14 protein-coding genes are annotated in these 19,001 nt (G+C 35.1%); 10 read left to right on the top strand and 4 right to left on the bottom strand.

Annotated features, from left to right (window positions below):
* Nucleotides 1-19 precede the first annotated feature (19 nt).
* The 4 genes from K6119_RS15485 (at nt 20) to K6119_RS15470 (ending at nt 5,526) form a co-directional block, all read left to right on the top strand.
* Complete coding sequence (locus K6119_RS15485; RefSeq protein ID WP_221833126.1) at nt 20-724, top strand: Bax inhibitor-1/YccA family protein; 705 nt, start codon at nt 20-22, stop codon at nt 722-724.
* A 120-nt stretch (nt 725-844) separates the two neighbouring features.
* On the top strand, nt 845-3,034 hold the full coding sequence (locus K6119_RS15480) for a tetratricopeptide repeat protein (protein WP_221833124.1): 2,190 nt from the start codon (nt 845-847) through the stop codon (nt 3,032-3,034).
* A 72-nt stretch (nt 3,035-3,106) separates the two neighbouring features.
* Nucleotides 3,107-3,484: a DUF7793 family protein gene (locus tag K6119_RS15475; RefSeq protein ID WP_221833122.1), complete on the top strand. Its 378-nt coding sequence runs from the start codon at nt 3,107-3,109 to the stop codon at nt 3,482-3,484.
* Between the two features lie 41 nt (nt 3,485-3,525).
* Nucleotides 3,526-5,526 carry a urocanate hydratase gene (locus K6119_RS15470; RefSeq protein WP_221833121.1) on the top strand — a complete coding sequence of 667 codons (2,001 nt, stop codon included), beginning with the start codon at nt 3,526-3,528 and terminating at the stop codon, nt 5,524-5,526.
* On the opposite strand, the gene K6119_RS15465 is transcribed toward K6119_RS15470, so the two are convergent.
* Entirely contained in the window at nt 5,523-6,002 is a 480-nt protein-coding gene (locus K6119_RS15465; protein WP_221833120.1) for a hypothetical protein, read from the bottom strand. The genes K6119_RS15470 and K6119_RS15465 overlap by 4 nt on opposite strands.
* 188 nt (nt 6,003-6,190) lie before the next feature.
* Here K6119_RS15465 and K6119_RS15460 point away from each other — a divergent pair, with 188 nt between their 5' ends.
* Nucleotides 6,191-7,930 (top strand): glycine rich domain-containing protein, encoded by a 1,740-nt coding sequence (locus K6119_RS15460; protein WP_221833119.1) that lies wholly within the window; start codon nt 6,191-6,193, stop codon nt 7,928-7,930.
* 3 nt (nt 7,931-7,933) lie between these two features.
* On the opposite strand, the gene K6119_RS15455 is transcribed toward K6119_RS15460, so the two are convergent.
* Nucleotides 7,934-8,461 carry an RNA methyltransferase gene (locus tag K6119_RS15455; protein WP_221833118.1) on the bottom strand — a complete coding sequence of 176 codons (528 nt, stop codon included), beginning with the start codon at nt 8,459-8,461 and terminating at the stop codon, nt 7,934-7,936.
* A gap of 164 nt (nt 8,462-8,625) precedes the next feature.
* Here K6119_RS15455 and mutS point away from each other — a divergent pair, with 164 nt between their 5' ends.
* The 4 genes from mutS (at nt 8,626) to K6119_RS15435 (ending at nt 16,341) form a co-directional block, all read left to right on the top strand.
* Entirely contained in the window at nt 8,626-11,208 is a 2,583-nt protein-coding gene (mutS, locus tag K6119_RS15450) for a DNA mismatch repair protein MutS (protein ID WP_221833117.1), read from the top strand.
* Nucleotides 11,209-11,237: 29 nt separating this feature from the next.
* On the top strand, nt 11,238-12,641 hold the full coding sequence (locus K6119_RS15445; RefSeq protein WP_221833116.1) for a TPM domain-containing protein: 1,404 nt from the start codon (nt 11,238-11,240) through the stop codon (nt 12,639-12,641).
* Nucleotides 12,642-12,677: 36 nt separating this feature from the next.
* Entirely contained in the window at nt 12,678-14,498 is a 1,821-nt protein-coding gene (locus K6119_RS15440; RefSeq protein ID WP_221833115.1) for a tetratricopeptide repeat protein, read from the top strand.
* Between the two features lie 112 nt (nt 14,499-14,610).
* Nucleotides 14,611-16,341: a hypothetical protein gene (locus K6119_RS15435; protein WP_221833113.1), complete on the top strand. Its 1,731-nt coding sequence runs from the start codon at nt 14,611-14,613 to the stop codon at nt 16,339-16,341.
* Between the two features lie 60 nt (nt 16,342-16,401).
* Here the strand turns inward: K6119_RS15435 and K6119_RS15430 are convergent, their stop codons facing one another.
* Complete coding sequence (locus tag K6119_RS15430; RefSeq protein WP_221833111.1) at nt 16,402-16,827, bottom strand: hypothetical protein; 426 nt, start codon at nt 16,825-16,827, stop codon at nt 16,402-16,404.
* Between the two features lie 83 nt (nt 16,828-16,910).
* Here K6119_RS15430 and K6119_RS15425 point away from each other — a divergent pair, with 83 nt between their 5' ends.
* Nucleotides 16,911-18,047: a hypothetical protein gene (locus K6119_RS15425; RefSeq protein ID WP_221833109.1), complete on the top strand. Its 1,137-nt coding sequence runs from the start codon at nt 16,911-16,913 to the stop codon at nt 18,045-18,047.
* Here the strand turns inward: K6119_RS15425 and K6119_RS15420 are convergent, their stop codons facing one another.
* The gene (locus K6119_RS15420) at nt 18,048-19,001 is read right to left on the bottom strand and encodes a PorP/SprF family type IX secretion system membrane protein (RefSeq protein ID WP_221833107.1); all 954 of its coding nucleotides are present in this window, start codon (nt 18,999-19,001) and stop codon (nt 18,048-18,050) included.

Raw genomic sequence — 19,001 nt, 5'->3', positions numbered from 1 at the left:
ACAAAACTTAATTAAAATTATGAGTTACGATAGTTACGAAATTATAGATTCAGAAGTAAATGTTGCAGAAAATACCAGAACCTTTTTTGCAAGTGTATATAAATACATGTTTCTGGCACTTTCAATTACAGGAGTTCTGGCATTTATCACTGCAAAGACTGGATTTTTGGTTGACATTTTAACAGTCTCTCCTTACATGTTTTATGTTATTGCTTTTGCTCCACTTGCTGTGGTTCTTTATTTGCAATTCAGAATCGATAAAATTAGTTTGGGTGCAGCAATAGCAATGTATTTGCTTTACTCAGTTCTACTAGGGATCAGCTTGAGTTTTATTTTCATGGTGTATAGCATGGGAAGCATTGCTGTTACATTTTTCATTACAGCAGGAGCTTTTGGTGCTATGGCATTGATTGGATATACCACAAAAACAGACCTTTCTAAAATGGGAAGTCTATTGTACATGCTTTTTATTGGAATGTTCATAGCAAGTATTGCTAACTGGATAATCGGTTCACCAATGATCAGCTGGGTAGTTTCTTTTCTTGGACTATTTGTGTTTACAGGTTTAACTGCCTGGGAAATGCAAAGACTTAAAAGAGTAGCCATGAATCCTGCTGTTACAGGCGAAGTAAGACAAAAACAAGAGTTGATCGGAGGATTAACATTATATATCTTATTCATCAACTTGTTTTTATCAATTTTAAGATTTGTTGGAGACAGATAGTAAATGATAAAATAACAAACGAATTTAGGCTACCAATATTGGTAGCCTTTTTTTATTTACACAACTACAATTATCTATGTAGTAATCCGATTAACACAGAAGAATTGCTAAATTCGATTCGTGAAAATTCAAAGCTTAATCATACTTCTTTTAATAGCTTTTTCTGCTGAGGCTCAGCTCAATGCTGATTCTTTAGAGCAAAATATTCACAACAGAGATCTTGACACGAATCTCATCAATGATTACATAAAATTGTCTAATCACTATGAATCTGTAGACTCTATTAAGAGTTTCAAATATGTAATTCAGGCAGAAGCAACAGCTGATCAACTTAAAAATAGAATAAAAAAAGCGGATGCCCTGGTTCAACATGGCCAACTTTATCTGGTATGGGAATTAGATAGATCCCTTGCACTTGAATACTATTCAAATGCATTGTTGATTTATAGATCAGAAGGTGAAAGAGACAAAGAGATGAAACTAATTCTTTCTATGGGATATGTCTACAGAGCATTAGGAAGGGAAGATGAAGCTTATGAAATGTATCAAGAAGCCTTAAACTTATATCCGGACGACCACAAATTTGCCTGTGTAATAAACAATGCAATTGGTGTACAAATGAAAAGCATAGGTGAAGATTCAAAAGCAATTCAATACATGGATGAATCTGAAATTCACTATGTGCAGATAGATAATCCAAACGCTTTTTTAATTGAAAGACAATTATCTAATGACAAAAACAGAGGTGTGGTTTATAGAAATAATGAGTCTTTTGACACGGCCGAATTTTACCTAAACAGATCTCTTCAAAAATCAATTGAAATACAAGATTCTGCATGGATGGCCAGAAACTATAACAGCATTGCTATTTTATATCAGCAACAAAATTTAATTCTCCAAGCCATTGAAATCTATGAAAAATCACTTGTCATAAAAAGAAACCTCAATTATGTAGATGGAACGGTTACTACGCTATCCAACTTAGGAAGCTTGTACCTAAAAATGGGAAATTATAAAAAAGCTAAAGATTGTTACGAAGAAGCCGATTTACTATCCGAAAAGTTTAAAATTCCTGCCCGGCAAGTTCAGGTATTGGATGGTATTTCAGAATTGTATTACAAAACCGGCAACTACAAAGAATCTTATGAGAAACTTCGAAAGTACATTGACATCAGAGACAGTCTGGATGAAATCTATAACAAAGAACAATCAAAAGAACTAGAAGCCAAGTACAACAACGAAATGCTTAAGATTGAAGAAGAAAAGCTGGAAGCTGAGTTGTTAGCTGCTGATTTAAGAGAAAAAAATAAAGCTGAGCAAATTGAGCGTCAACAAAATTTCCTGATTCTTGGAACTAGTTTAGGCTTGGTGCTATTTGCCATGGTTATTATTGCTATCAGATCAAATATTAAAAGAAAAGCGGCCAATCAAGAATTGCAACTGAAAAACGAAGAGATCTCAAGTAAAAGTGATAAAATCGAAATCCAAAAACAGCAAATTGAGGAAAAAAATCAAGAGATTTTTGATTCTATTAATTATGCAAAACGAATTCAAGAAGCCATAATGCCAAATACTGAGTTTGTAAAAACTCATCTTCCGGAAAGTTTTATCTACTATCAACCTAAAGATATTTTGGCAGGAGACTTTTATTGGATGGATATAATTGAAGATACAGTGATTTGGGCTGCTGCTGACTGCACAGGTCACGGAATTCCAGGCGCTATGGTTTCTGTTGTTTGTCACAATGCACTGAACCGTTCTGTTCATGAATTTGGTCACAAAGAACCGGGAAAAATTCTTGACTGCACAAGAGATTTAGTGATAGAAACTTTCAAAAAAAGCGGTATGAAAGTAAAAGATGGGATGGATATCGCTTTGTGCTGTTTTGATAAATCTACCTCTAAATTGAAATTCGCAGGTGCTAATAATCCTTTATGGTTAGTACGAAAAATTAAGGAGGGTGAAGTAGATGAAAAAGATTTTGTAGATACTGAAAATGGTATCTTATTAAAAGAGTTCAAAGGTGACAAACAGCCTATTGGTCTTCACTATGAATATTCCTCTTTCAACACTGTGGAAATAGACATTCTAAAAGATGATCTACTCTATGTCTTTACAGATGGTTATGCAGATCAATTTGGAGGTGAAAAAGGTAAAAAATTAAAGTATAAGAATCTGAAAAAATTATTGCTTGATAATGCCAATAGTTCAATTGAGTTTCAAGGCGAAGTTTTGGCGAATAATTTTAATCAATGGAAAGGTGATTTTGAGCAGTTGGACGACGTGTGTATCATTGGAGTAAAACTTTAATTCACTCATTATCAATATCACATTCTTTAAATCTAAGATTGTAAATTCCCATTTTTTTTTATCTTTCAATTTATGTCTGCCAAAATCTACGAAACTGGTGTAACTAAAATGAGTTTGGACTCAAGGGGTTTTTTACGTCTAGAGTTTATTAAAACTAGTGAGCCTTTTGATTTGAAAGAAGCAGAAGCACAAATCAAAATTGCCAATCAACTTTGTGGTGACAAACAGTATAAAATACTTGTAGACACTCGTAATAATCTTACTACGCCTTCAATGGAAGCTAAAAAGAAAATAGCTGATGTTAACATGAAGCTAAAGGAGGCCATTATCGTAGAATCTCTTGGAAACCGAATCATAATAAATGTTTACAGAAAATTAATTGACACGAGGTATCCTAGCAAAGTTTTCAAGGATGAAGAAAAAGCAATTGAGTGGTTATTATCTGATTAAAATCTAACAAACTTATATCTTTGTGCACTCAATTTTTTGTTATGACAATAGAAGATATTAAAGCAGACATTTGCCAGGGTATTCCTAATGAAATTCCAGCTAAAAAAGAATATGATCCTCAAATCAACCATGCTCCAAAAAGAAAGGACATTTTAACCAAAGAGGAGAAAAAACTAGCACTGCGCAATGCTTTAAGATATTTTCCCAAAAAACAGCACAAAGAATTAGCTATAGATTTTGCTGAAGAATTAGAAAAATACGGTCGTATTTACATGTACAGATATCGCCCGGCTTATAAAATGTATGCGCGTCCTATTGATGAATATCCAGGTAAGAGTTTACAAGCAAAATCTATTATGGTGATGATCCAAAACAATTTGGATTATGCTGTAGCTCAACATCCTCATGAATTAATTACCTACGGAGGAAATGGCGCCGTTTTTCAAAACTGGGCTCAATACAGACTTACAATGAAGTATTTGTCTGAAATGACAGATGAACAAACATTGGTAATGTATTCTGGCCACCCAATGGGACTTTTCCCTTCACATAAAGATGCTCCAAGAGTTGTTGTAACAAACGGAATGATGATTCCTAATTATTCTAAACCGGATGATTGGGAAAGATTCAATGCTTTAGGTGTAACACAATATGGTCAAATGACAGCTGGTTCATACATGTACATTGGACCTCAAGGAATTGTTCACGGAACCACTATCACCGTTTTAAATGCTTGCAGAAAACTTAAAAATGGAGATGACGGAAATGTGAAACTTTTCCTTACTGCAGGCCTTGGTGGTATGTCAGGCGCACAGCCAAAAGCAGGAAATATTGCGGGGGTAATCTCTGTAACTGCTGAAGTAAATCCAAAAGCAACTCATACCAGACACTCACAAGGATGGGTAGACGAAGTAATAGAAGATTTGGATGAGCTATGTGCAAGAGTAAGTGAAGCCAAAGCAAACAATGAAGTAGTTTCAATAGCCTACCAAGGGAATGTAGTAGATGTATGGGAAAAATTTGATCAGGAAAATATTTACGTTGACTTAGGTTCTGATCAAACTTCATTGCATAATCCATGGGCGGGAGGATATTACCCGGTTGACATGTCTTATGAAGAATCCAATGAAATGATGGCCAATGATCCTGATACTTTTAAATTAAGAGTGCAGGAAACATTAAAAAGACATGCTGATTCAGTAAACAAACATGCCGCAAAAGGAACCTATTTCTTTGACTATGGAAATGCCTTTTTATTGGAAGCATCAAGAGCCGGAGCAGATATTATGGCTGAAAACGGAATCGACTTCAGATACCCTTCATACGTTCAGGACATTATGGGTCCAATGTGTTTTGACTACGGATTTGGTCCTTTTAGATGGGTTTGTACTTCAGGAAAACCTGAGGATTTACAAATGACAGATGATATTGCTTGTCAAGTGCTTGAAGAAATAAGAAAAAATTCTCCTTCTGAAATTCAACAGCAAATGGCAGATAACATCCAATGGATCAAAGGTGCACAGGAAAACAAATTAGTAGTTGGGTCACAAGCAAGAATATTATATGCAGATGCTGAAGGTAGAATGAAAATTGCCGAAGCTTTTAATAATGCAATCAAATCAGGAAAAATTGGTCCTGTTGTTTTAGGAAGAGATCACCATGATGTTTCAGGTACAGATTCTCCTTTCAGAGAAACATCTAACATCTATGATGGATCAAAATTCACTGCTGACATGGCCATTCACAATGTTATTGGAGATGGTTTTAGAGGTGCTACATGGATTTCAATTCACAACGGAGGCGGTGTTGGCTGGGGAGAAGTAATCAATGGAGGATTTGGGATGCTACTAGATGGATCTCCTGAAGCTGATCGCAGATTAAAAATGATGTTACATTGGGATGTAAATAACGGAATTGCCAGAAGAAGTTGGGCTAGAAATGAAGGTGCAATATTTGCTATTAAAAGAGAAATGGAGCGCACTCCAGACTTGAAAGTAACGCTCCCTAATTTGGTTGACGAGGATATCCTCAATCAATTTTAATCTTTACAATTCTTTCTGATATAATTCACTAAAGCTGTTCTGTCAGTTTTAGTAGTATGCTTGTTACGACCTGCTTTTTTAACGTAGATGATGATGCCTATTTGCTCACCTTCTTCCATTTTTGACATGCGGGAAGCTTTGTATTTTTCGTTTTCAAAAGTGTTAAAGTAAGATGAAATACAATTCCCCTCCTTCTTTCTGCCATGAACTCCTTCATGTATTTTTAAGGTCAAAGAACCTTCAACACCAGGTATAGATACGTTCTTAAACTTGTGTTTACATCCTTTCTTTGATTTCCCTTCTTGTTCAAATAAGTAATCAACAAAAGTTATTGCTTTTTGACCACGCACCCAAAATGTACGCTCTGCCTCTTTTCCATACCCCATGCAAACAACTGAAATATCATCATTAACTTGAGTAAAACCGGTAAAGTGAAATGCAATAAATAAGATGAATAAGTAAAAAGACTTTTTCATTGTGATAGTTTTTTTGGTTTGTTACCCAATTATATGCTAGTTCAATTTAAAAGGTTACAATAGGATAATTTTTGAACCATTTTTTTTGTCATCTGTAATAATTTGATGTTCGGGCACTGTTTTTGTTTATTTAAGGCAGTTGAACTTTTAGATTATTGTTAAATTCGTTTGGTCAAAAAATCACATTAGTGAAACAACTGATAAATAAAATCATATTATTCGCTGCATTTTTTATTGCAAATGCCTCAATTGCTCAAGAAGTAAAGGTATTTGAATACACGGGTAAGTTTCAAACTTATATTGTTCCAGAAGGAGTTACCATGATCAATGTGGAGCTGCAAGGAGCGGGCGGTGGATTTAGCAGTTGGGAAAAAGGTAGATATCCAGATAAATATAAACCTGGAAAAGGTGGAAAACTTACCGCATCTTATCCAGTTGAGCCGGGACAAAAAATTTATGTTTTTGTTGGAGGAAAAGGAGATAACGCTACCGATACTTACCAGGGAAAAGGAGGCTTTAATGGTGGTGGAGACGGAAACAACACAGGAGAATATGGTCCTTTTTGTGGTGGCGGTGGCGGTGGCGCCAGTGACATTAGAATTGGTGGATCAGGTTTAGAAGATAGAATTTTAGTTGCCGGTGGCGGTGGCGGAGCAGGATCTAACTGGCCCGTAGGAGGTGATCACGGAGGAGACGGAGGTGGATTAACTGCTGTAGACGGCCAATCAAAAAGTGAAGTCGGGCACGAATCAACAGGTAGAGGTGGAACACAATCGGCCGGAGGAATTGGTGGAAAATGGATTACTTACCCTAAAGCTGAAGACGGTAAACTAGGTCGTGGTGGACATGCACCAGATAGTACTTCTGGTGGCGGTGGTGGCGGTGGCTACTATGGTGGTGGTGCCGGATGCTGGTCAGGAGGCGGAGGCGGAAGCAGTTATGCAGATGCAAAAGCTACCAGTGTTAATCATGTACAAGGAGTTAATTCTGACAATGGTAAAGTAGTTATTTCACCGGGATGTATTCCACTAGAAATTGAAGTCAACGGACCAACAACCATGTGTTTTGGAGAAGAAATTGTCTTAAAGGGAAAATCTGACAACAATAGTAAGTTCGAGTGGGATAAAGGTGTTCAAAATGGTGTACCTTTTAAACCACCAGTAGGAACTACCACTTATACTGTAAAAAGCTCAAACCCTAAAGAATGTCCTAATACAATTGACATTAAAGTAAATGAAAAAGGTGTTGTATTAGCTACAACAACTGACGGAACTATTTGTGAGGGTGAATACACTACATTAATTGTTCACGGAGCTTCAGGTGAAGTACATTGGAGTAATGGAGTAAAAGATGGCGTTCCTTTTCAGCCACCTGCCGGAGTGAATACATATAAAGTAGTAAAAGAAGGCGCTTGTGGTGGTGAAGATGAAATACAAATTGTGGTAAATAAAATTCTGATTAAAAGAAGAACCATGGTAGAAGAAACTGCCGATCATCTTGGAAAATTAGAAGTAAATATTGAAGGTGGTACCTTCCCTTACACTTACAAGTGGAGAAAAGATGGGAAAGTTATTAGCACTCAAAGAGATTTGGTAGATGTTAAAGGAGGGTCATACGAATTAGAAGTAACTGATGTTATTGGATGTACGGACAAAAATACTTTCACAATCACTCAATTAATGCCATATATTGAACCTGATACAGGACCAAAATTAGAGGCAGAAATTGATCAGGAGCAAAAATTTGTAACGGTATCTTATCCGGGTGCTTTTGAATACAAAATTGAGAATATGGAAAATGAAACTGTGATTACTGGTCACTCTGTGGATCAAGACATAGTTGATATTACGAAATTACCTCCCGGAACTTATAGGGTATCCCTAATTTTTAAGCAGATAAAACAGTACGTTACTTTTGTAAAAGAATAACTACTACTGACTTAATTTTTGCCACAAATCCCACACAACTATTCCCGTACAAACAGAGATGTTCAGTGAATGTTTTGTTCCAAATTGAGGCACCTCAATTGAACCTTTACAAGCATCTATTACTTCTTGCTGAACACCATCCACCTCATTACCCATAACAATGGCAGTTTTACCATCCGGATTAAAGTCGTCCAATGAAATTGAATCTGCAGTTTGTTCAATGGCATAACAACTCCATCCCTTTTCCTGAAGAGATTTTACAACATTTAAAGTAGATTCGGAATACTCCCACTCTACGGATTCTGTAGCTCCAATTGCCGTTTTATGAATATCTCTATGCGGTGGTGTTGCCGTAATACCACACAAAAATATTTTGGCAACCCTAAAACAATCTGACGTTCTAAATACAGAACCAACATTATTTAAACTTCGGATGTTGTCAAGAATAACTATTAAAGGAGTTTTATCGGCATCTTTAAACTCTTCGATACTCATCCTACCTAATTCTTGCAGTTTTAATTTTCTGTTCATGTACTTAAAATTTCAGAACGAAATTCGCATTTTTTGTTGACAACTAATGATAAATTGGGAAAAACTCTGGGTAAATTTCAGAGGCTATGTGGTATATTCGTTAGTTCAAAATCAGTGATTTCGTGGCCGATAAAAAAGAAAAAAAACCAGCGGAAACCCCGCTCATGAAACAATATAACCAGATTAAATCTAAGTATCCGGATGCATTGTTATTGTTCAGGGTTGGGGATTTTTACGAAACTTTTGGTGAAGATGCGGTAAAAGCTGCAAATGTGCTTAATATCGTTCTGACAAAAAGAAAAAATGGAACAGCCTCAGAAATTGCTTTAGCCGGTTTCCCTCATCACTCGCTGGATACTTATCTACCAAAATTGGTTCGCGCAGGTTTTCGTGTGGCTATTTGTGATCAGCTTGAGGATCCTAAAATGACCAAAACTATTGTTAAAAGAGGTGTTACTGAATTGGTTACTCCGGGTGTTTCATACAATGACAAAGTTTTAGAAGGAAAGCAGAACAACTTTTTGTGTGCTATTCATTTTAACGGAAACCGTGCAGGTGTTGCTTTTATTGATGTTTCTACAGGAGAGTTTTTGGTAGCAGAAGGTGGATTTGAATATGTAGATAAACTGATTCAAGGTTTTCAACCTAAAGAGATTCTCTACCAAAAAGGTGAACAAAAGAAATATCAAGAGCATTTTTCAGACAAATTTTACACTTACCGATTAGATGATTGGGTTTTTACAATTGACTTTGCCAATGAAAATTTAGCCAAGCATTTTGAAGTAAAATCATTAAAAGGTTTTGGTATCGCACATATGGATTTGGCTACAATTGCCGGATCAGCTGTACTTCATTATTTATCTGAAACTCAACATGACAAAACAGCCCACATCAAACATATTTCAAGAATAGAAGAAGATAAATATGTTTGGTTGGACAGATTTACAATCAGAAACCTGGAATTGCTTTATTCTTATAATGAAGACGCTACAACTCTGATTGATATTTTAGATCAAACTGTTACCCCTCCGGGAAGCAGAATGCTTAAACGTTGGATGGTGCTGCCGCTTAAAGAATTGGCTCCGATACAGGAAAGACATGAAGTGGTAGATTATCTAATTCAACATCCTGAATTTAAAGATGAATTACTCTCTCAACTAAAAGAAATAGGAGATCTTGAACGTATCATTTCTAAAGTTGCAACAGGTAGAATCAATCCTAAAGAAATTGTACAACTGAATAGGGCTTTAACTGCTATTGAACCTATCAAAGCTGCTTGTAACAAAGCTAAATGCAAGCCTTTGGTTACAATTGCAGATAACCTTAACACATGTGAGGCTTTAAAAGAAAGGATCCAAAGAGAGATAACAGAAGATCCTGCCGTAGCAATTGGCAAAGGTGAAGTTATTGCGTATGGTGTAAATCCAGAATTAGATGATCTGAGAAACATCCTCAATACAGGTAAAGATTACTTAGAAAATCTAAAAAACAGAGAAGCAGAAAACACTGGAATTCCAAGTATTAAAATTGCCTTCAACAATGTTTTTGGTTACTACATTGAGGTTAGAAACACACATAAAGATAAAGTTCCTGCAGAGTGGATCAGAAAACAAACTTTAGTTAATGCTGAAAGATACATTACTGAAGAATTAAAGGAATATGAATCAAAAATTTTAGGTGCCGAAGAGAAAATTCATACTCTAGAAAGTCAATTGCTTGGAGAATTGATCAATGCAATGGCAACCTACATTACTCCTATTCAACACAATGCAGTTCAATTAGCGAAATTAGATTGTCTTCATTCGTTTGCAAATATTGCAATGACAAATATGTACTGCAAACCAGAAATGAATGAATCACTGTCAATTGATATTAAAGATGGACGTCACCCAGTAATTGAGCACCAATTGCCTGTAGGAGAAGATTACATTTCTAATGATGTATTTCTAGATAACGATAGACAACAAATCATCATGATTACCGGTCCTAATATGTCCGGTAAATCTGCCTTACTAAGACAAACTGCTATTATTAGCTTAATGGCGCAAATGGGGTCTTTTGTCCCTGCGGCATCCGCTAAATTAGGTTTGGTTGACAAGGTATTTACAAGGGTTGGCGCTTCTGACAACATATCTTCAGGTGAATCAACCTTTATGGTAGAAATGAATGAAACGGCAAGTATCCTGAACAATTTATCCGAAAGGTCATTGATTATTTTAGATGAAATAGGAAGAGGTACTTCTACCTATGACGGTATTTCTATCGCCTGGTCCATTACAGAATATTTACATCAAAATAAAATTGCTAACCCAAAGACATTGTTTGCTACTCATTATCACGAGTTAAATGAAATGTCTCAGATTTTTGATCGCATTAAAAACTACAACGTTTCTGTAAAAGAAGTCGGCAATAAGGTGATTTTCATGCGTAAATTGGTTCCCGGTGGAAGCGCCCATAGCTTTGGAATCCACGTTGCTAAAATGGCAGGTATGCCAAAAGAAGTGCTACAAAAAGCTGAGCAGGTTTTATTAAAACTGGAGAAAAATCATTCAGGAGATTTAAAAGCTGAAGCAAAAGCTTTGGCAGCAGAGGTTGAAGCCGACATGCAACTTTCATTTTTTCAATTAGATGATCCTGTGCTAATGCAAATCAAAGAAGAAATTGAAAATATAGATATCGATACACTCACTCCTGTTGAAGCACTTATGAAATTGAACGAAATAAAAAAATACATTGGAGTTAAATAAAATGATACCAAGTTGAAGTTATACCCAAAATGAAACAACTCCTCCTTTTTTATTTCTCTCTATCTCTCTTTCCAATTTTTGCCCAAGATGATAATTGGAAACTATCTGTAGAACAAGTTCAAAACAACAGAAAGTTTAACAATAGCAGAGTAAGTGATAATGCCAATGTTTTTACTGAACAGGAGATTTTCGAAATTGACTCTATTTTAAAAAAACTTGAAGATTCCACAGATTTTGAAATTGCAGTAGTTTGTCTTGAATCTGTAGGCAATCAAGATGCGCGTATTTTTTATACAGATCTATTTAATTATTGGGGGATTGGACAATCTAAAAATGACAATGGTTTACTGATTTCATTAACCACAGATATTCAACAAGTAGATTTCATTACAGGAATTGGAACAGAAGCAATACTTACTGATGCAGTTTGTAAAGAAATTCAAGAAACGGACATGATTCCTTACTTTAAGATTGGCGAATATAGCCAGGGAATCATTAATGGATTAAATACAACCGTTGAGATACTGTATAACGGAAATGCTGACCTCATTTTTACTGATCCAGATGAAGGATCCGGAGTTAATTCCATAACTAATGGAAATGGCAACATCAATCAAGAAGAACTTAATTTTTATGACAAATCTGTAAATAAGCTCACTGCTGTTTTTGGCAACAAAGCATTTTCAATTTATTTTCTATTGACCTCATTAGCAGGATCCACTTTAGCTGTTTTCTTTCTACTATATCTGGTTTTCATCATTTCTAAAAAAGATCTGTCACCCAATCAGAAATACAAAAAACTTATTCTTTGGGACCTGTGGATTTGGTTTATCTTATTTCCTTTTCCTATGATCTTTCTTTTTATAATGATAAAAGCCTTGAAATCATCCTGGAAAAAACAACAACTTATTTGGGAAGAAGCTCCCAAAGTATCTCCAACGGGAATGATAATGAAGAAACTTACATTTGATGAGCAAGACATTGTATTGTCAAAAGGTTTGATAAAACCTGAATTTGTAAAAAGTGAATTGTATGCTGTTTACGGAACGGATGATTTAACCGAAGCAAAAGTATATGACATGGATGTAGTATGGGGATTCTATGCCAATGAAAAAACCAAAAATCATGGCTCATTGTACAACAAATATCAGCAATGCCCTGAATGTCATTATAAATTGCTCAAATTTGACAAAACCAGAGAATCTTATGAAGGTGAAAAAATCATGGTATATCAATGTGAAAACTGCTCTTTTGTAAAAGAAGAAAACTTCTATTCTTCAACCACTTCTACTGTTCAATCAACATCTACTCAATCAGTAAAGAAAACCGTTGAACCGGAAGAAAATAAAAAAGAATCTGATAACAACAATAACAGTGGTACTTCTTGGGGAGGAGGAACTTCACAAAGTGGTGGGGCATCAAGTAATTGGTAATCAATTCATATCTTTAAAAAAACAATTCATCTCCCTTTGAAGAAAATAACCCTCATAATATTCGTTTTTATTTTCGTTCTGCCTTTATATGCGCAAGAAGAAAACGAACATCCTGACCTAACTGCGGCTAAAAATGTACTTGCAACTAATCCACCTTTAGCCATTCAATATGGAACAAAAGGAATCAATTCAATAGGTGAAGATCCTAATCTGAAAGGCAATTTCGCCAAAACAATAGGCACGGCATATTATTACCTTGGAAAATTAGATAGCTGCAAATACTGGTGGGAATTATCTCTTCAACAATTTGAAAAAATTGGCGGAAAAGAAGAAGCCAATGCACATAATAACATGGGAGTGATTTACTTGAGAATGGGAGAAATCGACTCAAGCTTCAACAGTCATCAAAGCGCACTTAAAATCAGGACGAAAGTAAAAGATACTGCCGGATTGGGAAATTCCTACATCAACCTTGGGGCATTGGACCGCATGAGAGGGAATTATGAATCTGCCCTCACCTATTATTTTTCCGCATTAAAAATCTATGAATATCTGGATGACGTTGATAAAATTTCAGAAGCATATAATAGCCTTGGATTAATCTACATGGCCATTAAAGATTATGAAAACTCTCTGGACTATTTAAAAAAATCATTAGAAATCAAAACCAATCTCGGGAATCAACAAAAGATTGGTAAAACCCTTAACAATATTGCCTCTGTTTATCATGAATCTGGAGATTATGACAAAGCCGAAGAATATTACTTGAAGGCCTATGAGATCTTTGAAAACAGTTCGGATAAAAGGATGATAGCAGGAATTACAAACAACCTTGGAATCATCTACAAAGAAAAAGAAGATCATCAAAACGCTATTACCTATTACACCACAGCAGCCGAACAATTTGAAGCTTTGGAAGACAAAGAAGGGTTGGCTATGGTATATACCAACCTGGGATCAATTTATTATATCATTGAAGAGTATGCAACCGCAGCTAAGGCATTTGAAAAAGCAAAAGCTGTAGCAGATGATATTTCATCAGCACCAATGCAAATAAATATTACCAAGGGCTTGTCCAAAGTATACAGCAAACTTGGAAAATACAAGGAAGCTCATGAGTATCTGGAATCATATCAGGAGATGAATGATTCAATTTTCAGCAACACGCTAGCAGAAAGAACAGCTGAATTACGAGAACAATATGAATCTGAAAAACAAGCCAAACAAATTGTTCTGCTTGAAAACGAATCATTAGAACAAGCTGCAAAAGCTAAACAAAGACAATTTGTGACTTGGATTTCAATCAGCTTTAGTATTGTTGTGATTCTATTTTTAGTATTTATCATCAACCGTAACAACCTGAAAAGAAAAATTCTTCAAGTTGAAAAAGAAAGATATAAACTGCACAATGAGTTAAAAGAAATTGACCTCAATAACAGAGACAGAAAAATCACTTCTTTGGCAACCAACACCATGGAAAAAGACAAGTTGATTGAAGCGGTGTTAGGAGAATTAGATGAAGTAAATTTTGAATCTAATTCCAAAACCCTAAAAACGGAACAAATAAAACGTCAACTTAAAAACGTTATTAATGTGGATGAAGCATGGAACAAATTCAAGCTACATTTTGAAACTGTTCATCCAAATTTCTTTAAGAAATTGAAGGAAAAATATCCAAAATTGACTCAAAATGATTTGCGACATTGCGCATACATCAAAATGAATTTAAATTCAAAAGAGATTGGGATGTTTTTAAATATAATGCCAAAAAGTGTGAAGATGAATCGCTATAGACTCAAGAAAAAACTGGGCTTAGAGGACAGTGAAGACATCTATGAGTTTTTAAAGGATTTTTAATCAAAACTGTTTTGTAGCCCCTTTGTAGACCCCCAAAATTAGGGGTATACAAGTCCTACCCTTTTCTTTGCTGTGTTAATAATTGTAATCAGCAATACTTAAAATTTAAATTATGAAAAGGGTTTTATTAATCATGGGAGTTGCCCTTATACTTCCATTAAGTTCAAATGCACAAATCAATTTGAACAAGATCAAAAACAAAGCAAAGGGAACTGTAAAAACAAACAACAATAGTAGCAGCAGTAGTTCTTCAAGTTCTGGAGATAGCAAAACTACCAATAACACTAATTCTGGTACAAGTACTTCTACAAGTCAAAATACAGCAAGTGGAGAAAATGCTTATGTGGTTGAAAGCATGCCTTATTATTATGAAAAAGGCAAACACATGCACAACATTAAAATTAACTTGACTTCAAGAGAATGGGATCGTCCATTTTTAGATGAACTAGAGCAACTTGATTTTCCAGCGATAGAAGCAAAAATTAAAGCGGATGAAGAAAAATTAGGTGATTATCTGATGATTTATCCTAAAAAGCTTCCTACTTCCGGAATGGGTACCATGACACAACAAAACATGAATGAATACTCCTTTGCTCGTTTTGCAGATGCTAATGCAGAACCACCAAGCGGAGATAACGGAAAGAAAATTCTTGATTTCTACAAAGATTATGTTTTGTTTAAAAAAGAATTGATTGATGGAAAAGGAGATTTAGTTAAACAAATCAGAGATGCCATTCAAGAAGCTGAAGGTGCACATCCAAGAAATCAATACACCTATGCAAAAGAAGCGAGAGACAGAGCAGATATGGCCGTGCTTATGGTTCCGGGTGAAATGCAATTAGAAGACATGCGTGATGAAGCTCATCAAACTTATAAGAGAACAATTGAACAGTTTGGTAAGATGATTACCGGAACGTATCACAGAGATCACCTTGAACAAATCGTAGTGTTTGGATCTGAGCCTAAAGTAGGAACTGAAACAGATGCTCAGTTAATTGAAACTATTATCCCTGGAAAACCTGCTTACATAACGGGTTACTTTACAATGACCAACAAAACTGCTGGAGGAATCCCTTCATTGTTATTCATCAGTCCAGACGATAAATATGCTAAAGACAAAAACCCATGGGGACATGGAACTGAAATTAGACAATCAATGTTCAATGGAACAAAAGTGAAAGAAGCTAGCTCAGAAAATGCGTATTTCGTTTTCAACCTATTCCCTGATATCAATACGGTGAATTATGAATCACACGTTCAATACTTTCCACATTTAAATATTTTGAAGTGGATGATGTATTTACCTGATGGCGTACATGACATTCCAGTTAGATATGGAAACTCAACCAAATTAGCATATGGAAGACTAAAAGTTGATTTAACGGGAGATAACAAGCAAAATCTAAAAAATTACTATAACCAACTATTAGAAAAGCAAAAATCTGCAGTTACTTTCCCTGACTTAGCAGGATGTTCAGATGATCACGCTAAAATCAGAAACTATACTGATTTATCTAAATACGGTAAAGTTTTAAAAGTTTCTTTGTCACAAACTGGTGATATTATGAAACCTTGGCCTAATGACCATGAAGTTGACTTCAATACTGCAGCAGGTTATGCGGCTGTTGAAAAAGACAATGGCAAAGTAGAAGTAATGCCTTTAGAATTTAGAAAGAAACCAGGAGAAAGTACATGGCAATGGTGGTCAGTTGGTAAGTTCCCCAACCTTTATCCTATGAACGATAACGGAACCGATATTGTGGGTGTTAAAAAGCTGGAATACGGTTACGAAATTCTCCCTGAGAATGTCAATAAATGTGGGTATTGGTATAGCGCCAACTGAGGCTGATTAAACCCTAAAAAAACAGTCGGTTGTCTTTAGATGGCCGGCTGTTTCTCGTTTTTACTTTTTATTCTCTTCCTGAATTTTGTTTATTTCCTTCATTAATGGTATCAACATTTCATGAGGATTATTGTCATCAAAACTTGCTGACCTTATTGTAGAATCTTTTGTAATAAAAATGAATGACGCGTGAGCAGCTGCATCCGTTGCACGTTTGTTTGAAGGAGCAGTTAAATCTCCTACCTGATCAAATTCAACTTTACTTAAACTTGATAACACACCATCCCATTCTCCGTCTTTAGTTGCGCGGCTGAAATGAGTAGGATTTCCTCTTCCATTAAAATTGACAACCACAGAATCTTTACTGACAGACAAAACTGTTCTTCCCATCATTGTACTTGTTGAGTATTCAACTTTTTCAAGATCTTTTTCATCACAAGAAAATAGCATCACAGTAGACACTAATATTAAAAAGAACTGTTTCATGACTTTAAACTTTAATGGTTTAAGATTGTATTACAAAATGCATGCTAAAGATAAATCAATTGGATTTTTATACATTTAAAAAGATGAAAAATAAACAAATCATATTGATTCCTTTGTTATTAGTACTCTTTTCATTTACAAATTACTTTCGAAAAAATGATGCAGATATTAAACACATTCCTACCGGTATCATTTTAGATTCAATGCAAAATGAAATTGTTCTGGCAACAGAAAATGGTCTCCCAATTTATTATTACAGTGAAATTTTTACACCAGTATGCAACACGGGAGAATGCCTACCTGTTAAGGTGAATTTTTATTGGGATCTGACAGGTAATTACTGGAAATTTAATCAGCCTGAAGGTGAAATATTGACAAAACTAGATCATGAGCCTTTTACAGAATCTGATTATAAATTACTAGAGGAAATTCTCAACGGACCAGATCCAAGATTTGGAAATAGTCAGGTAAAACACAATGGAGAAAAACATGGCAATCAAGATGTACAGCATACGACATTAGCACCTGCCAAAGCAGAACAATTATCAAAATATAAAATGGTAGACGGAATCACAGGCTCTACCCTTCCTCAAAATAAAGACAAGTTTGTTCCGGGTGCATTGTACACTACATACACATTATGGGGACTAGCAAATGACAAAAGAAACTTGATGTATAAGTACAGTCAGGAAAATCTTATGCAAACTTCAAATTATGGACATTTATTGACGTACAGAGAAGCAAATGCCCAAGATTTAGTCATCAATCACCTTACAGAAAATGATGAACGCGAACGCATTGTTGTACTAATGTCCATTTTTGATACTGCAAAAAATGAAGTTTGCAATACTTTATTACACAAAGTGCATTATCAGGAATATCAGCATCCAGTATGTATTCAATCCCTAGAAAATAAATTTTACAAAACAGATGATAAAAAGCTTAGACAATTGATTTGTCAGAGATGGGCATACAACTTCATTTCAGATGAATCTATTATTAAATTATCTTCTGAAATTCATAATCAAGCAGATATTTATAAAAACGTACTACGGGTGTTTGAAAACAAAACCGCATGGCCTGAAAAAGTGTTTGATAATTTTTTATCCATTTACCCTCAACTGCATAAGGAGCAACAAACAAAGCTCAAAGAAATGATCAAAAACAAAAAGGATTTACTTACGAAGAAACAAAAGAAAAGCTTTCAAAAGAAAATGTGATTATCTCCAATTTCTTCTCTTGTTTCTCATTCTACCACCTTTTCTGGTGACAAATTTTCGTTTAACGAATGAATTTTTACTAAATAAATCCATTCCATATCCCATTGAAATTTCGTGAGTCATTCCTCCATACTTACTTACTTTTCCTAAACTTAAATCATAAGAGTATATGATTTTAAAGTTTTTCCAAAGCAATACCCCAGTGGATAACACTATAGTGTTTCCGGTTTTATAGCCAACTGATCCCCAAATCAAATTATTGAAAAGGAAGTTAGCGTCTACTGATAAACTCACAGGAGCTCCAGCTGTCCATTTAATCATACTGGTTGGATAAAATGTCATAGATCTATTATTAATCACTTTGTATCCTCCGGTAATGTAAAAGTGCTGATAACTCACATCATTGTACAATTCAGATGCACTGTTCAAGTTTCTGTTGGCAAATAAATAAGGCGCTCCTAATCCTGCGTGCCAGTCTCCATGTCTAAAGAACAATCCTGTTCCAAAATTGACTCCTTGAGTTTTAACTACCCCAATTAAATTAGGATCTCCACCATCAAAATAATGCAGCTGATTATAATCGTAAGTTTGCTGATTATAAGTTGCTTTAATCCCAAAAGACATTCTTGTTGCTACACCCAATTTGATAGTATAGCTATAAGATAATCCTGCCTCCAAATGACTAAATATCGTAATGCGATCATACAAGAATTGAGCATCAAACTTTGATCTTCCTGTACTCACATAAAAGTTTCCAATAAAACTTGAAGGTGCTCCTTTAATCCCCATCCATTGATTACGGTATAAAGCTGAAGCTCCCAACTCTTTATCTTCAGATGTATAAGCAGGGTTAAAAATCTGATGGTTATGCATGTATTGGCTATAATTCACTCTGTTTTGAGCAAATCCTTGATGCACAATTAACAAAAACAATATGTATAAAATCTTCTTCAT

The organism is Paracrocinitomix mangrovi, assembly GCF_019740355.2.
Classification (GTDB): Bacteria; Bacteroidota; Bacteroidia; order Flavobacteriales_D; family Crocinitomicaceae; genus Paracrocinitomix; species Paracrocinitomix mangrovi.
The sequence above is the reverse complement of the archived record's forward strand: the minus strand, read 5'-3'. Positions and strand labels throughout refer to the sequence as shown.

Excerpts from the sequence above, each read along its gene's own strand:
- K6119_RS15445 (WP_221833116.1), top strand. The coding sequence starts at position 11,238 with ATGAAACAACTCCTCCTTTTTTATTTCTCTCTATCTCTCTTTCCAATT.
- K6119_RS15455 (WP_221833118.1), bottom strand. The coding sequence starts at position 8,461 with ATGAACAGAAAATTAAAACTGCAAGAATTAGGTAGGATGAGTATCGAA.
- K6119_RS15475 (WP_221833122.1), top strand. The coding sequence starts at position 3,107 with ATGTCTGCCAAAATCTACGAAACTGGTGTAACTAAAATGAGTTTGGAC.
- K6119_RS15420 (WP_221833107.1), bottom strand. The coding sequence starts at position 19,001 with ATGAAGAAGATTTTATACATATTGTTTTTGTTAATTGTGCATCAAGGA.
- K6119_RS15485 (WP_221833126.1), top strand. The coding sequence starts at position 20 with ATGAGTTACGATAGTTACGAAATTATAGATTCAGAAGTAAATGTTGCA.
- K6119_RS15425 (WP_221833109.1), top strand. The coding sequence starts at position 16,911 with ATGAAAAATAAACAAATCATATTGATTCCTTTGTTATTAGTACTCTTT.
- K6119_RS15465 (WP_221833120.1), bottom strand. The coding sequence starts at position 6,002 with ATGAAAAAGTCTTTTTACTTATTCATCTTATTTATTGCATTTCACTTT.
- K6119_RS15435 (WP_221833113.1), top strand. The coding sequence starts at position 14,611 with ATGAAAAGGGTTTTATTAATCATGGGAGTTGCCCTTATACTTCCATTA.
- K6119_RS15430 (WP_221833111.1), bottom strand. The coding sequence starts at position 16,827 with ATGAAACAGTTCTTTTTAATATTAGTGTCTACTGTGATGCTATTTTCT.
- mutS (WP_221833117.1), top strand. The coding sequence starts at position 8,626 with ATGAAACAATATAACCAGATTAAATCTAAGTATCCGGATGCATTGTTA.
- K6119_RS15470 (WP_221833121.1), top strand. The coding sequence starts at position 3,526 with ATGACAATAGAAGATATTAAAGCAGACATTTGCCAGGGTATTCCTAAT.